This window comes from Ochrobactrum sp. WV_118_8 (assembly GCF_039631535.1).
Classification (GTDB): domain Bacteria; phylum Pseudomonadota; class Alphaproteobacteria; order Rhizobiales; family Rhizobiaceae; genus Brucella; species Brucella anthropi.
The window spans coordinates 1,345,604-1,363,710 of record NZ_JBDIUZ010000001.1; the positions used below are offsets into that span (position 1 = coordinate 1,345,604).

Genomic DNA, 18,107 nt, shown 5'->3' on the forward strand with positions numbered 1-18,107 from the left:
TTTTTTAGAGCTCAGTCTAAGCAGACGCTTTGGAGCGCGAAGCCAGGATGGACAGAGATGGTCCGTGTTCGGCATCGGGCTTATCGTGCGCGGTAATAATCTCGTCAAAGCCGAGCTGGGCCAGAAGCCAGAGCAAATCTTCCCGGTTGATCCAGCGTGGTTCCGCCTCCATGCCGCCGCAAAAGGTCTTTTCCTTTTGTTCCAGATAGGGCCGCTTGTGGAGCTTGATCAGTCGTCCATTCCAGTCGCGCAATTCCGGATCGCCGAGGGCATCCAGGCGCGGATCACCGGGACGCATGGCATCCGGATCGACAACATGCGTCCAGAGATATAGCCGATCAGTACGGCTGGAAAGAAGCTCGAGCGTACGGATCGGGTCCGACGTGTGATACAGCACGCCGCTGGCGACGATCAGCGGCCATTGCGTTTCCTCTCTTTCCAGATAGGGGAGGAAATTACCCAGCTGGAAAGATGCGCCGTGCAGTTGCAGAACTTCTTTCGTTACCAGACAGCGAAGATAAGAATCCCGTTTTGCCTCAATAGCCGTAACGGATGCAGCACCTTCTGAAAGCAAGGTTGCAGTATGGGCACCTTCCAGGGGCCCCAGCTCGAGGACGTCTTTTCCTTTGAACCAATCCTTCAACTGTGCGGTGAGCCAGAGGATTCTCGGGTCCGCAAACAGGGCATTGGTGCCCGCCCGCAGGCCTGTCTCTGAAGGAAAGGCCGATACCCAGCCACCCTTGAATATGTCCATGGCATTCTGTGCCGACGGTGCTGCGCTTTCATAGCCCGGCGCAATGCCAATTTGCGGGGGAGTTGCCGCGCGCACAGCGAGGTTATTCTGAAACTTCATGTCAGAAGTCGCAACGGAACCATGGTGCCCTTGCGAAGCGTGGTGTCACTGACCACGGTATTGGCGCCTTTCGTCATCACCCGCTACAACCTCTCGGTTTCGGCGCAGGTGAATGCTGTCCCGGCTCCCGGTTCCAGTAGCGGGCAGGCCATGGCGGCCATGGAGCAGGTCGCTTCGGAAGCTCTCCCGGATGGCTATGGTTACGAGTGGTCGGGACTGTCTTTCCAGGAAAGCAGAAGCAGCGGTCAGGAGGTAATCGTCTTCGCGCTTGCCTTTCTCTTCGCCTATCTCTTCCTTGTTGCCCAATATGAAAGCTGGGCATTGCCAGCGGTGGTTATCCTTTCGCTGGGTGCTGCGCTGCTCGGGGCTGTTGCCGCTCTTACATTCTTCGGACTGCAGAACAGCCTCTATGTCCAGATCGCGATGGTGTTGCTGATCGGGCTGGCGGCAAAGAATGCGATCCTGATCGTGGAGTTCGCCAAGGAAAAACGCGAGGCCGGCCTGACAGCCGCAGAAGCGGCCCGTACAGGAGCCGAGCAGCGTTTCCGCGCCGTCATGATGACGGCCGTATCGTTCATCCTTGGTATTCTTCCCCTTATCCTGTCTTCGGGCGCGGGCGCCGGTGCACGTCAGGCTGTAGGTGTGACGATCTTCGGCGGAATGCTTGCCGCGACTACGATTGGGTTGATTCTCACCCCCGGTCTCTACTTTGTCATCCAGCGTCTGAGCGAGCGTCTCGGACGGCAAACGGATGAGAAAAAGGATACCGCCTCTGAAACAGTACATGAGTGAAGCCTCACGGAGCCTTCGACCTATTGTCCGATACTGGGGAACTGAATGACCGAGACAAAATCACAGAGCATCGACCGGCGCGATTTCATGCTCGCATCCATTGCGGCAGCAGGGTCCGTTGCGCTCGCATCCGGGCAGGCACAGGCCCAGACGGGTGATGCAAAACCGGATACCGACGGCAAGGGTTCAGGCACGGTCTATACCGGTGATGTCATAGACGGTAAGCGCGTGATTTCCTTTCTCGATATTTCCGATCTGGAAGCGGCCAAGCGGCACAATTTCTATTTCCAGGGCGTGCAGATGCCGACGGGCCAGCATTGGCATGTTTCGGTCACGGTGATGAAGGGCAAGTCGCCCGGCAAACGGATCGGATTGATCAGTGGCGTGCACGGCGACGAAATGAGCCCGGTGCACACATTGCACACCATCGTGAATCAGCTCGACCCGCAAAAAATGTCCGGCTCTGTTGTCGCTGTCTTCGATCTGTCTCGCCCGGCGCTTGAAGCAATGGCAAGGCGATGGCCGAGTTCAGGACGCGGGATTGACCTTATCGATATCAACCGGCTGTTTCCGGGTAACGAAAACGCACCGGAAGCGGCGGCACGCCACGCTTGGCTGGTGTTCAATCACCTGCTGCGACCCAATCTCGACTACGGGATCGATTTTCATACCGCAGCCACCGGTATGGATATGGCCTCATTTCATCTGGCGCGAATGGACCTGCCGGAAGTTCGGGCGATGGCTGAGCTTTATCCGATAGAGCAGATTTTCGACAATTTCGGCGCCCACGGCCTTCTCGCAAATGCACTGATCGATGAGGGTATTCCAGCCTTCACGCCAGAAATAGGCCGACCGCGTATCTTCGATCATGCGATGATTGCCCTTTTTGTCGAAGGCACCATGAATGTTCTCAAACACCATAAGGTCATTGAAGGCAATATAGGCAAAACCAGCAAGGATTCCGGTCTCTTCGCTGCGGATGGAATGGCGCCGGTTCTGACGACACATGGCGGGTTTATCGAACATCACGTTGAACTCAATGAGCAGGTGCAAGCGGGACAAAAAGTGGCTAGTCAGAGAAATTCATTTGGGGAAGTCGTGGCTGAATATTCCGCGCCCGTGGCGGGCAAAGTCGGTGCCAGGCGTACCGATGCCTCATGCGAGCCGGGCACTCCGATCGTCTTCCTCTTATTTGATAGCGCAACCGCCACCGGAACCGGTGGTTTGGCTGAATAAGCGCAATAAAACCTGCAACAGATGAGAGCATGAACATGAAGGTCAGACATTTCTTACTGACAGCACTGGTCGCCGTCAGCTTCGGCGTTCCAAATGGCGCGAGCGCTCAGGACAAGACCGAATCTGAACGGAATCTCGAAGCTTTTCCGGCAGCACCGTCGGGCTCTTACCGTTATGTCATCCATCTTCCGCCACTGGAGAAAGAACAGGATGCCAAGGTTGAAATTATCGCGGGCCGCAACGCAACCGTGGACTGCAATATCAGCTGGTTTGGTGGAAGTTTAACGCCTAGCACCGTCGAGGGCTGGGGCTTTGATTATTTCACTCTGGCGGCAAGCGACCGCATGTCGGGTACGCTCATGGCTTGTCCGGAGGACAGCAAGCGAACCGACTTCGTGCCGGTTCGGGGTGAGAACTTCATGCTCCGCTACAACAGCCGGCTTCCGATCGTCATCTATGCGAAAGATGGCTTTGAAATCCGCTATAGAATCTGGAAGCCATCCGACGAAACGCTCAACGCGAAACGAGGATAGCAGACCCTTGATAAGTCCAGGTGGAGTGATGAAAAAATGCCCGGATGCTCAGCATCCGGGCATTGTTTGTATCCGACTTACTGGCTGAAATTCCGCCCATCGGCACGTTTTGAAAAACGCAACACGATGAACCCGGCGAGACCGGCAACGAGCGAGCCAATCAATATCCCGATTTTCGCTTCGTTCTGCAGCAACACGTCATCGAAAGCGAGAAGCGAGATGAAGAGGCTCATCGTGAAGCCGATACCGCACAGAAGCGTCGTTCCCAGCATTTGCGGCCAGCTTGCCCCGGCGGGCAGGCCGACGATTCCGGTTTTCACCAGCAGCAACACCGCGCCAAATATGCCGACAAGCTTGCCGATGGCCAGACCGGCGGCAACACCCATCGTCACCGGTGCGAAGAAGGCTTCCATGCCGAGACCGGAGAAGCTGACGCCTGCATTGGCGAAGCCGAATATGGGCACGATGATGAACGAAACCGGCTTGATGAGGCTATGCTCGAGCAGATGCAGCGGGCTTTCGGAGACGGTCGCTTCAGGCTTCGCGGGGGTGCGCTTGATCGGAATGGTCAGCGCAAGCAAAACGCCTGCAATGGTCGCGTGGACGCCCGAGCGATAGGTGAAGAACCACAGCACGAGGCCCAGCAGAAGATAAGGTGTCAGACGCTTCACGCCGCTCAGGTTCAAGGCTACCAGGGCAGCGACGACTGCTGCAGCCAAACCAAGGTCCATCAGTGAAACGCCGGTTGTATAAAACAATCCGATGACAATCACTGCGCCGAGGTCGTCAATGATTGCAAGAGCTGCAAGAAACACCTTCAGCGATGTCGGAACTCTTGGCCCCAGCAAGGAAATAACACCGAGCGCGAACGCGATATCGGTCGCAGCCGGGATCGCCCAACCATGGGCAGCACCGTTATTGAGATTGAAGGCAAGGTAGACGAGCGCCGGCACTGCCATACCTGCCGCTGCTGCTGCACCGGGCAGAATGCGGCGTGGCCATGACGAGAGATGGCCGTCAACCATCTCGCGCTTGATCTCCAGCCCGACCATGAGGAAGAACACTGCCATCAGTGCGTCATTGACCCAGTGCTGGACAGAAAGCGGTCCGAGATAGGCATGAAGGGCGCCAAAATAAGCTTCTGAAAACTGCGAGTTCGCCACCAGCAATGCCGCTGCCGCAGAAGCTATAAGCAGCAGGCCGCCTGACGACTCACTATCAAGAAAATTGCGTATAGTATTTTGAATGCGACCAGCCATGGCAGCTCCCTGACAGAAACGGTTAAAAACAGTCTCCGTATTCAGGGTAATCCCTGGGCGCACGCAGCACACGCCATGAAGCCAAGATAGCGACAAATTCTGCGCTTTCAAGTCGTTTATGGAGTTGGAATTCGATTTCTGACGGTATTTATGTGGTGTTACAAGTAAATATGTATAGTTTTTGATTTTTATTTAAATTACTCGATGATTTATCATATTGTAGTTTCATAAATCTTGTTATTTCTTGTTTATCGAGGTTTTAATTTTGATAGAATACCGCTTCGAGCTTTGAGGTTATATCAAAATTCAGCAGGTCTGGCCAATGGCGGACTGGACGCTTGACAAGCCGCGCCCAGCTTTCCATGCTCGGCGACACAATTTGAACAAAATTATTCTGGGAACGGAGAGCAGATATGACAATGGGAAAGTTCACCCGGCGCGGTGTGGTTGCTGCTTTTGCAGGAATTGTGGCTGTCGGAGCCAGCATCGCTCTTGCACAGGCTCCCGCCTTCTTTCGCATCGGCACCGGAGGAACAGCGGGCACCTATTATCCGATCGGTGGCTTGATCGCCAACGCGATTTCCGGGGCAGGGGATAAAGGCGTTCCCGGTCTGGTGGCGACGGCGGTTTCATCGAACGGTTCGGTCGCCAATATCAACGCTATTCAGTCCGGATCGCTGGAATCCGGCTTCACCCAGTCGGACGTGGCTTACTGGGCGCATACCGGCACCGGTCTTTATGACGGCAAGGGCAAGGTCGAAGATCTGCGCCTGATTGCTACGCTCTACCCCGAAACCATTCATCTGGTCGCCCGCAAGGATGCAGGAATCAAATCCGTTGCCGATCTCAAGGGAAAACGCGTTTCCATCGATGAGCCGGGATCGGGTACGATTGTTGATGCCCGCATCGTGTTGGAAGCGTATGGATTGAGCGAAAGCGACATCAAGGCTGAACATCTGAAGCCGGGACCTGCAGGAGAGCGTCTGAAGGACGGCGCGCTTGACGCTTATTTCTTCGTTGGCGGCTATCCGACCGGCGCAATCTCGGAGCTTGCCACATCGAACGGCATATCGCTGGTTCCGATTTCCGGTCCAGAAGCGCAGAAGATTCTTGAGAAATACTCGTTCTTCTCGAAGGATGCTGTTCCTGCCGATACCTACAAGGATGTCGGTCAGACCGAGACTCTGGCAGTCGCGGCGCAATGGGTGACGAGCGCCAAGCAACCGGATGAACTCGTCTACAACATCACCAAAACCCTGTTTAACGACGACAGCCGAAAAGCACTCGATGCCGGGCACGCAAAGGGCAAGCTCATCAAGCTTGATACGGCAACGACCAGCCTTGGCATTCCGCTACATCCCGGCGCAGAACGCTTCTACAAGGAAGCAGGCGTTCTGAAATAAGCCGACCATTCCGGTTCGGATGAACAAGTTGCACGGAGTTTCACCGGAACTCCGTGGATTTGCTTCCAGTCCGGTACAAAGCATCTTTCAGGTATATAAGCATTTCAAAACAAGCGATTAGAGTGTTTTTTGATTCAAGTGGATCAGCTGCGCTCTGGATGGAGAGGCCAGTATGGTGAGCGAGCAAGAGGCGAAACTGTCGCCCATGGAACTGGATGAAGCCAAGGCGCGCGAGCTTGAAGAGAAATTCGACTCCGAGATTCGTTTTCGCCCGCTGGGGCCGCTCGCAGCCCGCATCGTTGGCGCGCTGCTGATCGCACTTTCCATCTTCCACTATTACACTGCGGGTTTCGGCCTTCTGTCGGAAATGGTGCATCGCGGTATTCACCTTTCCTTCGTACTCGGTCTCGTCTTTCTTGTTTTCCCGTTTTCCCGCAAGGGATACGACAAGCCCACCACATCGTCGTGGCTGAGACCGCTTGGCATTTCCATTATCGATTGGGCGCTGGCAATCATCGCGGTCGTGTCCGTCGCCCACGTTCCAATGATACCGCTCGACGATCTGGCTTTCCGCGTCGGCAATCCGACGACCACGGATGTCGTTCTCGGCGGACTTCTCATTCTGGTTCTTCTGGAAGCGACGCGACGCTCCGTCGGCTGGCCACTGCCGATCATATCGGTCCTGTTCATGCTCTATGCGCTCTATGGGCAGCATATGCCGGGCATTCTCGTGCATCCCGGTGCAACGGTCAGCCAGCTTGTCGATCATCTTTATCTGACGACACAAGGTATCTACGGTATCGCGCTCGGTGTGGTCGCGACCTATGTTTTCCATTTCGTGCTGTTTGGGGTTTTTGCAACCCGCATCGGTCTCGGTCAGCTGTTTCTGGACTGCGCGGCCTGGGTAGCAGGCCGTTTCGCAGGCGGTCCGGCAAAGGTCTCCATTTTTGGCTCCGCCTTGTTCGGCATGATTTCGGGCTCATCGGTCGCCAATACGGTGACAGTCGGTTCGCTGACGATCCCGGCGATGATCCGGCTCGGTTATAAACGCCACTTTGCCGCTGCCGTGGAATCGGCATCATCGACAGGCGGGCAGATCACGCCGCCGATCATGGGCGCTGCGGCGTTCCTGATGATCGAATTTCTGAACCTGCCTTACACGACGATCATTCTGGCAGCCATCGTGCCAGCCTTCATGCATTTTTTCGGCGTTCTGATGCAGGTTCATTTCGAAGCCAAGCGCAACGGCTTGCGCGGCATGACGACGGAAGAACTGCCTGACCTGAAGGAAGCATTCAAGCGCGACTGGCCGACCGTTATTCCGCTGATCGTGCTGATCGGTGTTCTGCTGTCGGGTTATACGCCTTATCTGGCTGCGTTCTGGGGCATTACGCTCTGTATTGCGGTGGGATTGCTCAATCCGCGCAAGCGCATGTCGATAGGCGAGATTTTTGACGGACTTCGCGACGGCGCCAAATATGCACTCGCCGTTGGCGCTGCGGCGGCCACCGTCGGCATTATCGTCGGCGTGGTGACGCTTACCGGCGTTGGCTTCAAGATTTCCTATATCGTGACGTCGACTGCAGGCCAGCTTGCCACCTATTTCGGTACCATTCTGCCTGCCGCCTGGTTCGGTTCGCAGACACTGACGCTGCTTTTCACGCTCGTCATGACGGGGATTGTCTGCATTCTGATGGGCTGTGGAATTCCGACGACAGCCAATTATATCATCATGGCGACAATTGCCGCGCCCGCGCTGGGGCTGCTGGGTGTTGAGCCCATTGTGGCTCACTTCTTCGTCTTTTATTACGGGGTGCTGGCGGATATCACGCCGCCTGTTGCGCTTGCCGCCTATGCGGCGGCAGGTATGGCGGGCGCCGATCCGTTCAAGACAGGCAATACGGCCTTCCGGCTCGGTCTCGGCAAGGTGCTCGTGCCGTTTGTCTTCGTCTTCTCTCCGTCACTCCTGCTGGTTACATCGGACTTCAACTGGCCGGATTTCCTGGTGGCGTTCCTTGGTTGCGCCATAGGCATCACCGCTCTGGGTGCCGCATTGTCAGGTTTCTTCCTGGTGCGGACCAAGGCCTGGGAAAATGTCCTGATGATTTTTGCAGCCATTCTTCTGGTCGCGCCGGAGATTTACTCGTCGATCGTGGGGCTGCTGCTGCTGGTGCCGGTTGTGGTTCGCCATCTCTCTTCGGTGAGGCAGCCACAGGCTGTGTAGGGATTATCGGATCGATGACGCACGGTCGGCAACAAGCCATGCGTCATCGCCGAAACAGCGTTACTGGTTGATTTCAGGCTCGACGAGCTTCTTCAGCTTGTCCAGACATTCTTGCCAGCCGAGATAACAGGCTTCAGCCGGAATTATATCGGGGACGCCCTGCTGTTCGATGTTGATTTCCGTTCCGACCGAAACGGCTTTCAAGGTTATCGTGACCCTCATTTCGCCGGGCAGGTTCGGATCGTCGAAACTGTCCGTATAGACCAGCCGTTCTCCCGGAACGAGTTCCACATATGTGCCGCCAAAGGAATGGCTGTGACCGGTTGTGAAATTCCGGAACGACATTCTGTGTTTGCCGCCGACCTTTGCGTCCAGTTCATAGACGGTGCAAGTGAAGCCATATGGCGGCAACCAGCTGGCCACCGCATCCGGCTCGACGAATGCGCGATAAACCTTCTCCGGCTTGGTGGCAAATACACGGTGCAGGCGAATAGTGCTGGGCATGGTTTCCTCCCTTTGTCGGTTTTCTGTTCAATGGGTATTGGCGGGGTGTTTGAAGAGCAGGCTTATATACCGCTTGAGATGGTCGACACTTTCCACCGCACGCAGCGGATCACCGCTTGCCTTGGCGATGATGAAAGCGCCTTGAATGACCGCCTGCGTATGCAGAGCCAGGCTTTCAGCGGTGAACTCACCTGCAACCGGATAGCGTTCCATCGCGGCTGCGATATCCGGAACAAGCGTGTCTGCATGGCTTGAAATGCTGTCCCAGCAGGCATCGCGGATCACGGAATTGGTCTCGTAGACCTCCTGTGTCATGGTGCCGACGAGACAGGTGAAATCAGGCAACTCGCCTTGAATCAGCTGCTTACGCAACTCGACATAGGCCAGCACGCGCTCAAGCGGGTCTTCGGGAGCATGATAGGTGGCCTCCGCAAAGAACGCGCCGGTCATTTCCGACCAGTAATTCGCGGCAGCAACGGCCAGATCTTCCTTGCTGGAAAAATGATGAAAGAAAGCACCTTTGGATAAGGACGCTTTGTTGCAGATGTCATCGACCGTCGTTGCGGCATAACCCTTGGTGCGAATAACGCTTAATGCTGCATCAAGCAGGTTGGACCGGGTCATTGGATTTTGTTTGCGTGCCATAATCGTACTCCTTGATATACAATACCAACCGGTTGGTATGAAATCAAGTGGCCAACTGACGTATCACTATTTGCTGCGGGGAGGGCTGTCGGTGATTGCGATGCGGATGATTCTGAAAGCTGGTTTGGATTCGAGTGCATGGCCGGGTTTGTGGATAAGTTTGATGTCATTGAAAAAGCCCGGAAATCGGGTGTTCTGCAGCAAAATCGAAAATTCTTATTCTTTCTTCGTGACCCTTGCTTGACACTTGTTCGAGAACCCCTTAAACGACCGCTCACACCGGACGGAAACGCCGGTGCGACGTAACCGCAAGGTTGCTGAGAAATGCGCGGGTGTAGCTCAGTTGGTTAGAGTGCCGGCCTGTCACGCCGGAGGTCGCGGGTTCGAGCCCCGTCACTCGCGCCACTTTCCTCTCAACAAATCGATAGATTGAACGTTGACACGAAAGTGGCGCCCACCGCCGTTTTTGCTTCTTTCAAGCCAGAATTGCTGATCGTGAACGGGCATTGAAATGCCCTGTGAATGATTTTTGTAGTATCGCAATTCTTCTCCAAACACGCGCTTGACACTTGTTCGAGAACCCCTTAAACGACCGCTCACACCGGACGGAAACGCCGGTGCGACGCAGCCGCAAGGTTGCCGAGAAATGCGCGGGTGTAGCTCAGTTGGTTAGAGTGCCGGCCTGTCACGCCGGAGGTCGCGGGTTCGAGCCCCGTCACTCGCGCCACTTTCCTCTCAACAGATCGATAGATTGAACGTTGACACGAAAGTGGCGCCCACCGCCTTGTCTCTCGGATCGCCGCATCTTCAAAGAATCTTCATGGAATTGCCGGAGCGTAGCTGTTTCGCCGAACCGTACGCCTGCTATTTGGAGAACTGCTTCCAGGATAGATAGGCGACTGACAGGATGATCGCGGCAATGGCGAGAAGATCGCCGCTGGCGAGCAGATAATGGCTCATGCGTGACCTCCTTGCGATACTTTGGCCGACAATGTGCTTCATGATAGCCGGGGCGAACGCGATCTGAAGGCATGGCTTCGCAAAGCTTGCTGCATTTGGAACGCTTCCATTCCAACTTTCTCGATAAACGCGAACGGAATTTCTCAATGTCCGCGCCGCAGGCACTTCGCGACAATTTGAGTTGGCGAGAAGCGGCCCATTTGGTCCATGCATTGCCATGGAACGAATTTCCTGTTTTCAATCGCGTGAAATCGGATGACAGGAACGGATCGCTGCGACGATGACCCGACGCGCTTATCTTGGTGTGCTTGCAACGTTTTTGATTCTTGCCGGGTGTGGCACACCCCGCGCTGTGCTGTGGCATGGACCGAATTCAAGCCCGCAATCGGTGGCCGCAGCGCAAGCCGCTATCGTCAAGCCTGCAAAACCGGCGGCAGTGGTTCCTATTTATGTTGCGACGAGCCGCCAGCGCTCGGATAATTTCTCGCAGCCTTACAATTCAAAGCGCTCGGAAACGCTGAATTTTGCGCAGGTTGATGTCGGGATTCCGGCGGCTCACGTCAAAGGACAGGTTGAGTCTACCGGCTACAAGCCTGATCCCGCCAAAAATTTCGCCGCCACGGCATACCAGCCTTACGACAATGCCGAGCAGTTTCTCGCGCAATTGAATGCCGCCCTGGCGAAGCAGGGACCGAAGGACAAGGAAATCCTGATCTTTGTGCATGGCTACAACAATAATTTTGCCGACAGCACATTCCGCACTGCGCAATTTGTCCATGATTACAAAATGAAGTCGGTGGCGGTCGAATATGCCTGGCCGTCGGGCGGAGATCTGGGCCTTTATGTCTATGATCGCGACAGCGCGGACTTCGCACGTGACGGTCTGGCGCGATTGCTGGAACTCGTCGCTCGCAGCAAGGCGGAGCGTATTGTTCTCGTCGGGCACTCCATGGGCAGCTTCGTGACTATGGAGGCTCTGAGAACCCTGTCTCTGCGTGGCGAAAAGAATGTGTTGCGTCGCATCAATGCGCTGTTGCTCGCCGCACCGGACATCGATCTCGACGTCTTCGAAAAGCAGATCAAGGATATCGATCCCATGCCGCGCCCAACGGCGGTGATGACATCGCGCAGCGATCGCGCGCTCGGGGTCTCATCCTTTATTACGGGCGGCCATGCGCGAGTAGGGGACGGCACCAGTATTCCGACGCTCCAGAAATATGGAATCGCGGTGATCGACGCTACCGATTTGGATGGAGGCGAACATAATGTCTTTGCATCGTCGCCATCGCTCATGGCTCTGGTCAGTGATGGCAGTCTTTCGCTGGACGCTCTGAACGGGCGGGAGAAGCAGACAACGGGGCAGGCGGTGCTGGCAGACGGTGCCTCTGCAATCAAGGGAGCTGCATCGCTTGTGCTTTATCTGCCCGGTAGGCTGGTCGGGGCAACGACTTCTGCTGCTCCATGAGTTCATTTTAAAGCGAGAGCTGAAACCCCCAACTTTCATTCCCAAGTTGCAGGCAATTGATTCTCCTGGCGATTGCTAAGCCGACCAGTCCGTGCGACTTTTCCTCACGAAATTATGATCTTTTCATGTTATACGGGTTTTCAGTGGGATATGCGGGCTTGATGCCATGGCTTGTTAAGCATCTTGGCTCGTCTTTGCCCAATAGATCATGCCGGAGGGGTTGCGCTTGCGAACGCGCTGCGATAACCGTCCCGGCGAAAAGCGCTTAGTTCGCACGGCATGCCTTTTGAAGCTGCTTGGGCGACGAGGTAGCAACAGATGCAATGTGTCGCATGGTCGTCAGCTCCAAAAAGCTTATGACAGGCGGCGCAGCCTCGTATTGAAGCCGGATAAAGGACCATGAACGAGCTTTTAAGTTCCTACCTGCCGATCGTCATCTTTCTCGGCATTGCGATGGTAATTGGTGTAGCCCTCCTGGTTGCGCCGTTTCTTGTCGCCTATAGACAGCCCGACCCCGAAAAGCTTTCTGCTTACGAGTGCGGCTTCAATGCCTTCGATGACGCCCGTATGAAGTTCGACATCCGTTTCTATCTGGTGTCGATTCTTTTCATCATCTTCGATCTGGAAGTCGCCTTCCTTTTCCCATGGGCTGTGTCCTTTGGCGAAATTGGCTGGTTCGGCTTTGCATCGATGATGGTGTTCCTTGGCGTTCTGACCATCGGTTTCATTTATGAATGGAAGAAGGGAGCGCTGGAATGGGATTGACCACAGCCAACACAACGCTCGTGGCTCCGCAGCCGAAGGGCATCCTTGACCCGCGCACGGGCAAGCCTGTCGGTTCCGACGATGCATTCTTCAACGATCTGAACAGCGAACTGTCCGACAAGGGGTTCATTGTCACATCCGCTGACGCTCTGATTACCTGGGCGCGTACCGGTTCGCTGATGTGGATGACCTTCGGTCTGGCATGCTGCGCCGTGGAAATGATGCACATTTCCATGCCGCGCTACGACGCCGAACGCTTCGGTATCGCTCCGCGCGCATCACCGCGTCAGTCCGACGTGATGATCGTTGCCGGCACGCTGACCAACAAGATGGCACCCGCTCTCCGCAAGGTCTACGACCAGATGCCGGAGCCGCGTTACGTTATCTCGATGGGTTCCTGCGCCAATGGTGGCGGCTACTACCACTATTCCTATTCGGTGGTGCGTGGCTGCGATCGCGTGGTTCCGGTCGATATTTATGTTCCGGGTTGCCCTCCGACCGCTGAAGCACTGCTCTACGGCATTCTGATGCTTCAGAAAAAGATCCGTCGCACGGGTACGATTGAGCGCTGAGCCGGTTATCGACCGGTTTGCGCAAGACAAGTTTTGTTAGGGTTCGACTGCCTGCCATCCCCTGAAAAGGGCCTCCCAAAAGGCAAGTGCGGTGTGAGTTCTAAAGAAGGAAGTTAGGAAAATGAGCGAAGAAGCTCTCGGTGAACTTTCCGGCTATATCAAGGAACGCCTCGGCGACGCGATCGAAGAGGCGAAACTTGCCTATGGCGAGTTGACGCTTTCGGTTCCGGTCGTGAGCATCATCAGCGTTCTGACCTTCCTGCGTGACGACGTGCAGTGCCAGTTCGTCAACCTGACGGATATTTCAGGCGTCGACTATCCGCAGCGCGCCAAGCGTTTCGATGTCGTTTATCAGCTGATGTCTCCGCGCCAGAACCAGCGCATCCGCATCAAGGTTCAGGCTGACGAAGATACGCTGGTGCCTTCCGCAGTGCCGGTCTTCGTTGGTGCCGAATGGTTCGAGCGCGAAACCTACGACATGTACGGCGTTCTGTTCTCCGGCCATCCGGATTTGCGCCGCATCCTGACCGACTATGGTTTTGAAGGCCATCCGCTGCGCAAGGACTTCCCGCTCACCGGCTTCGTTGAAGTTCGTTATAACGACGAGCTGAAGCGTGTCGTGTACGAGCCTGTCCAGCTGCGTCAGGAATTCCGCAACTTCGACTTCCTCTCGCCTTGGGAAGGAACGGATTACGTTCTGCCGGGCGACGAGAAAGCCAAGGCGAACTGAGGGCATACTCATGGGCGCAGGCGAAAGATTGAACGGTCAATGTCTTTGCGGAGAGGTGAAATTCACTGCTTCTCCGGTGAAGATGGAAATGGATGTCTGCCATTGCAGCATGTGCCGGCGTTGGTCGGGTGGTGCTTTCATGGCCGTCAATTGCGGCACTTCGGTCGAAATCGAAAACGAAGCTGCCCTGGCGACTTACTCTTCTTCGGAATGGGGCGAACGACGCTTCTGCTCGAAGTGCGGTTCGTCGCTGTTCTGGCGCGGTATCCATGATGGAATGACGGTTGTTTCGATGCAGGCCTTTGCCGAGCCGGAACGTTTTCATTTCGCCGAAGAAATCTTCATCGATAACAAGCCTGCGAATTACGATTTTGCCAATGACACCCACCGGATGACCGGCGAGGAGTTCTTGGCGGCTCTTGCAGCCAAACAGGAAGCTGAACATGGCTGAGACTCAGGTCCGCAATTTCAATATCAACTTCGGTCCGCAGCACCCTGCCGCGCACGGCGTGCTGCGTCTGGTGCTTGAACTCGACGGTGAAGTCGTCGAGCGCGTCGATCCGCATATCGGTCTGCTGCATCGCGGCACCGAAAAGCTGATGGAAGCCAAGACCTATCTTCAGGCTCTGCCTTATCTCGACCGCCTCGATTACGTGGCGCCGATGAACCAGGAGCACGCCTATGCACTCGCCGTCGAACGCCTTCTGGGCATCGATGTGCCGAAGCGTGGCCAGCTGATCCGCGTTCTCTATTCGGAAATCGGCCGTATCCTGAACCATCTTCTGAACGTGACCACGCAGGCCATGGACGTCGGTGCGTTGACGCCGCCGCTCTGGGGCTTCGAAGAGCGCGAAAAGCTGATGGTGTTCTACGAACGCGCTTGTGGCGCACGTATGCACGCAGCCTATTTCCGTCCGGGTGGCGTCCATCAGGACCTGCCGGATCAGCTCGTTGAAGACATCGGCAAATGGATCGATCCGTTCTTCAATACGCTCAACAATCTTGATGATCTCATCACGCCGAACCGTATTTTCAAGCAGCGTAACGTCGATATCGGCGTCGTGAAGCTGGAAGATGCATGGGCATGGGGCTTCTCGGGCGTCATGGTGCGTGGTTCGGGCGCGGCATGGGATCTGCGCAAGTCGCAGCCTTACGAGTGCTACAACGAGATGGAATTCGACATTCCGATCGGCAAGAACGGCGACTGCTATGATCGCTACCTGATCCGTATGGAAGAAATGCGCCAGTCGGCACGCATCATGCGCCAGTGCGTTGATCTTCTGCTCGGCAAGGAGCGCGTCGGTCCGGTTTCCAACGCCGACAACAAGATCGTGCCGCCGAAGCGCGGCGAGATGAAGCGCTCGATGGAAGCGCTTATCCATCACTTCAAGCTTTACACGGAAGGCTATCACGTGCCTGCCGGTGAAGTTTACGCAGCAGTTGAAGCACCGAAGGGTGAATTTGGCGTCTTCCTCGTGTCGGACGGCTCCAACAAGCCTTATCGCTGCAAGCTGCGCGCTCCGGGCTTTGCCCATCTTCAAGCCATGGATTTCCTGTGCCGCGGCCATATGCTGGCTGACGTGTCGGCAATTCTTGGCTCGCTCGATATCGTGTTTGGTGAGGTTGACCGCTGATGTCCGTTCGCCGTCTCGCAGATGATGCCGTCCAGCCAGCCGCTTTCGCGTTCAACGCGGAAAATCAGGCGTGGGCGCACAAGACGATCGCAAAATTCCCCGAAGGCCGTCAGCAGTCGGCTGTCATTCCGTTGCTCATGCGTGCGCAGGAGCAGGACGGCTGGGTCACGAAAGCTGCTATCGAACATGTCGCAGGCATGCTCGAAATGCCGCTGATCCGCGTTCTGGAAGTCGCGACTTTCTATACGCAGTTCCAGCTGAAGCCGGTTGGCACACGCGCTCACATTCAGGTTTGCGGCACCACGCCATGCATGCTGCGTGGTTCGGAAGCGCTGATGGATGTCTGCCGTCACAAGATCAACCACGACCCGTTCGAGCTCAATGCCGACGGAACGCTGTCGTGGGAAGAAGTGGAATGCCAGGGCGCCTGCGCCAATGCACCGATGGTCATGATCTTCAAGGACGCCTATGAAGATCTGACGCCGGAGCGTCTTGCCGAAATCATCGATGCTTTTGAAGCTGGCAAGGGCGACACCGTGAAGCCGGGCCCGCAGGATGGACGTGTGACGTCCGAGCCGATCAATGGCCTGACTGCTCTCACCGAAGATCTCGACTACAAGAAGGTCGGTCTTGAGACCCGCAAGGCATCTGATGCCGCCGCAGCCAAGGCGAAGGCCGAAGCTGAAGAGAAGGCCAAGGCGGAAGCCGCTGCAAAAGCTGCCGACGAAGCGAAAAACGTGGCTCCGTCGAATGCTGCAAAGCCGGTAACCAATGCACCTGAAACCGATCCGGCGCTCAAGACGCCTTCGGATGTCAAGGTGTCGAAGGCTGCCGAAAAGGCCGCGTCGGTCGACAGCAAGCAGGCATTCAAGCTTGATGACAAGAACCGTCCGGTTGCCATGGAGCGTCCGGAAGCTGTTGACGATCTGAAGCTGATTTCCGGCGTCGGCCCGAAGATTGAGGAAACCCTGCATGAGCTGGGCATCTTCACCTTCAAGCAGGTCGCTTCCTGGAAGAAGGCCGAGCGCGAGTGGGTCGACGGCTATCTCAGCTTCCACGGTCGCATCGAGCGTGAAGACTGGGTAAAGCAGGCCAAGGCTTTGGCCAAGGGCGGCGTCGAGGAATACATCAAGGTATTCGGAAAGAAGCCGGTATGATGACTTCGATATTGGCAAACACGAACGGAAACAGGTGAGACATGCTGGCTGATAAAGATCGCATCTTCACCAATATTTACGGCTTCAAGGATCAGTCCCTGAAGGGTGCCATGGCGCGCGGCCATTGGGACAACACCAAGGGCCTGATCGAAAAGGGCCGTGACTGGATCATCGACGAGATGAAAGCGTCGGGCCTGCGTGGCCGCGGCGGCGCTGGCTTCCCGACGGGTCTCAAATGGTCGTTCATGCCCAAGCAGAGCGACGGTCGCCCGCATTATCTGGTCGTCAATGCCGACGAATCCGAACCGGGCACCTGCAAGGACCGCGAAATTCTGCGCCACGATCCGCATACGCTGATCGAAGGCTGCGTAATCGCCGGTTGCGCCATGGGCGCACACACCGCCTATATTTATATTCGCGGCGAGTTCATGCGTGAGCGTGAAGCGCTGCAGGCCGCTATCGACGAGTGCTACGAAGCCGGTCTGCTCGGCAAGGGCAACAAGTGCGGCTGGGATATGGATGTTCTCGTATCCCACGGCGCCGGTGCTTACATCTGTGGCGAAGAAACGGCTCTGCTCGAAAGCCTTGAAGGCAAGAAGGGCCAGCCGCGTCTGAAGCCTCCATTCCCGGCAAATATGGGCCTTTATGGCTGCCCGACGACCGTGAACAACGTGGAATCGATTGCCGTTGCGCCGACGATCCTGCGTCGTGGCGCGGCCTGGTTCTCGTCCATCGGACGCCCGAACAACGTCGGCACCAAGCTGTTCCAGATTTCCGGCCACGTGAACACGCCTTGCGTCATCGAAGAAGGCCTCGGCATTCCGTTCCGCGATCTGATTGAAAAGCACGGCGGCGGCATTCGTGGCGGCTGGGACAATCTGCTGGCGGTTATTCCCGGCGGTGCATCGTGCCCGGTCATCAAGGGCGAAGACATGATGGATGCCATCATGGACTTTGACGGCATGCGCGACAAGAAATCGTCGTTCGGCACCGGCGGCCTGATCGTCATGGACAAGTCCACCGACATCATCAAGGCGATTGCCCGTCTGGCAGCGTTCTTCAAGCACGAGAGCTGTGGCCAGTGCACGCCTTGCCGCGAAGGCACCGGCTGGATGTGGCGCGTGATGGAACGCATGGTCAAGGGTAACGCGCAGAAGCGTGAAATCGACATGCTGTTCGATGTGACCAAGCAGATTGAAGGTCACACGATCTGTGCGCTTGGTGATGCTGCTGCATGGCCTATTCAGGGCCTGATCCGCAATTTCCGTCCGGAAATTGAAAAGCGCATTGACGATTATACCCGCAACGCCGTTCAGAGCCGCAACATCCGTCTGGAAGCAGCGGAATAAGGCTTAACGAGTTGCATGCGGTTTGA

At 56.1% G+C, this 18,107-nt stretch carries 16 protein-coding genes, 2 tRNA genes and 1 pseudogene; 15 read left to right on the forward strand and 4 right to left on the reverse strand.

The window, feature by feature from the left end; genetic code table 11:
- Positions 1-16 precede the first annotated feature (16 nt).
- Positions 17-853, reverse strand: a complete 837-nt coding sequence (locus ABDF71_RS06500; protein ID WP_500061390.1) for a class I SAM-dependent methyltransferase — start codon at positions 851-853, stop codon at positions 17-19.
- Between ABDF71_RS06500 and ABDF71_RS06505 the strand changes: the two are divergent.
- From ABDF71_RS06505 to eco, 3 genes and pseudogenes are all read left to right on the forward strand, one after another.
- A pseudogene (locus ABDF71_RS06505) lies at positions 821-1,645 on the forward strand (efflux RND transporter permease subunit); the annotation flags it as partial. The gene ABDF71_RS06500 and the pseudogene ABDF71_RS06505 overlap by 33 nt on opposite strands.
- A gap of 45 nt (positions 1,646-1,690) precedes the next feature.
- The gene (locus ABDF71_RS06510; protein WP_500061392.1) at positions 1,691-2,881 is read left to right on the forward strand and encodes a succinylglutamate desuccinylase/aspartoacylase family protein; all 1,191 of its coding nucleotides are present in this window, start codon (positions 1,691-1,693) and stop codon (positions 2,879-2,881) included.
- A gap of 35 nt (positions 2,882-2,916) precedes the next feature.
- Entirely contained in the window at positions 2,917-3,414 is a 498-nt protein-coding gene (gene eco / locus ABDF71_RS06515; protein ID WP_231771373.1) for a serine protease inhibitor ecotin, read from the forward strand.
- Between the two features lie 77 nt (positions 3,415-3,491).
- Here eco and nhaA read toward each other — a convergent pair whose 3' ends face one another.
- Complete coding sequence (gene nhaA, locus ABDF71_RS06520) at positions 3,492-4,673, reverse strand: Na+/H+ antiporter NhaA (RefSeq protein ID WP_010661165.1); 1,182 nt, start codon at positions 4,671-4,673, stop codon at positions 3,492-3,494.
- A 413-nt stretch (positions 4,674-5,086) separates the two neighbouring features.
- On the opposite strand from nhaA, the gene ABDF71_RS06525 reads away from it, so the two are divergent.
- Positions 5,087-6,076 carry a TAXI family TRAP transporter solute-binding subunit gene (locus tag ABDF71_RS06525; RefSeq protein ID WP_010661166.1) on the forward strand — a complete coding sequence of 330 codons (990 nt, stop codon included), beginning with the start codon at positions 5,087-5,089 and terminating at the stop codon, positions 6,074-6,076.
- A 172-nt stretch (positions 6,077-6,248) separates the two neighbouring features.
- Positions 6,249-8,300 (forward strand): TRAP transporter permease, encoded by a 2,052-nt coding sequence (locus ABDF71_RS06530; RefSeq protein WP_500061395.1) that lies wholly within the window; start codon positions 6,249-6,251, stop codon positions 8,298-8,300.
- 60 nt (positions 8,301-8,360) lie between these two features.
- On the opposite strand, the gene ABDF71_RS06535 is transcribed toward ABDF71_RS06530, so the two are convergent.
- Both ABDF71_RS06535 and ABDF71_RS06540 read right to left on the reverse strand, forming a co-directional pair.
- Complete coding sequence (locus ABDF71_RS06535) at positions 8,361-8,804, reverse strand: SRPBCC family protein (RefSeq protein WP_043062182.1); 444 nt, start codon at positions 8,802-8,804, stop codon at positions 8,361-8,363.
- Positions 8,805-8,831: 27 nt separating this feature from the next.
- A complete protein-coding gene (locus ABDF71_RS06540) occupies positions 8,832-9,449 on the reverse strand; it encodes a TetR/AcrR family transcriptional regulator (RefSeq protein ID WP_012092263.1) in 618 nt (205 codons plus the stop codon).
- A gap of 328 nt (positions 9,450-9,777) precedes the next feature.
- Between ABDF71_RS06540 and ABDF71_RS06545 the strand changes: the two genes are divergently transcribed.
- The 10 genes from ABDF71_RS06545 to nuoF all read left to right on the forward strand — a co-directional run bounded on the left by ABDF71_RS06545 (position 9,778) and on the right by nuoF (position 18,081).
- Positions 9,778-9,854, forward strand: a tRNA-Asp gene (locus ABDF71_RS06545).
- A 245-nt stretch (positions 9,855-10,099) separates the two neighbouring features.
- Positions 10,100-10,176: transfer RNA gene (locus ABDF71_RS06550), tRNA-Asp, on the forward strand.
- 513 nt (positions 10,177-10,689) lie between these two features.
- Entirely contained in the window at positions 10,690-11,874 is a 1,185-nt protein-coding gene (locus ABDF71_RS06555; RefSeq protein ID WP_500061397.1) for an alpha/beta hydrolase, read from the forward strand.
- A 399-nt stretch (positions 11,875-12,273) separates the two neighbouring features.
- The gene (locus tag ABDF71_RS06560) at positions 12,274-12,639 is read left to right on the forward strand and encodes an NADH-quinone oxidoreductase subunit A (RefSeq protein WP_006466588.1); all 366 of its coding nucleotides are present in this window, start codon (positions 12,274-12,276) and stop codon (positions 12,637-12,639) included.
- Positions 12,630-13,211, forward strand: coding sequence for a NuoB/complex I 20 kDa subunit family protein (locus tag ABDF71_RS06565; RefSeq protein ID WP_010661172.1), 582 nt, complete (start codon positions 12,630-12,632; stop codon positions 13,209-13,211). Before ABDF71_RS06560 ends, ABDF71_RS06565 begins: the two co-directional genes overlap by 10 nt.
- Before the next feature lie 121 nt (positions 13,212-13,332).
- Positions 13,333-13,941, forward strand: a complete 609-nt coding sequence (locus ABDF71_RS06570; RefSeq protein ID WP_151662653.1) for an NADH-quinone oxidoreductase subunit C — start codon at positions 13,333-13,335, stop codon at positions 13,939-13,941.
- A gap of 10 nt (positions 13,942-13,951) precedes the next feature.
- Positions 13,952-14,392 (forward strand): GFA family protein, encoded by a 441-nt coding sequence (locus tag ABDF71_RS06575; protein WP_012092261.1) that lies wholly within the window; start codon positions 13,952-13,954, stop codon positions 14,390-14,392.
- Positions 14,385-15,575, forward strand: a complete 1,191-nt coding sequence (locus ABDF71_RS06580; RefSeq protein ID WP_010661175.1) for an NADH-quinone oxidoreductase subunit D — start codon at positions 14,385-14,387, stop codon at positions 15,573-15,575. Before ABDF71_RS06575 ends, ABDF71_RS06580 begins: the two co-directional genes overlap by 8 nt.
- Positions 15,575-16,732, forward strand: coding sequence for an NADH-quinone oxidoreductase subunit E (locus ABDF71_RS06585; protein WP_010661176.1), 1,158 nt, complete (start codon positions 15,575-15,577; stop codon positions 16,730-16,732). The genes ABDF71_RS06580 and ABDF71_RS06585 overlap by 1 nt, the downstream gene beginning before the upstream one ends.
- A gap of 41 nt (positions 16,733-16,773) precedes the next feature.
- Positions 16,774-18,081, forward strand: coding sequence for an NADH-quinone oxidoreductase subunit NuoF (gene nuoF / locus ABDF71_RS06590; protein ID WP_010661177.1), 1,308 nt, complete (start codon positions 16,774-16,776; stop codon positions 18,079-18,081).
- Positions 18,082-18,107 lie beyond the last annotated feature (26 nt).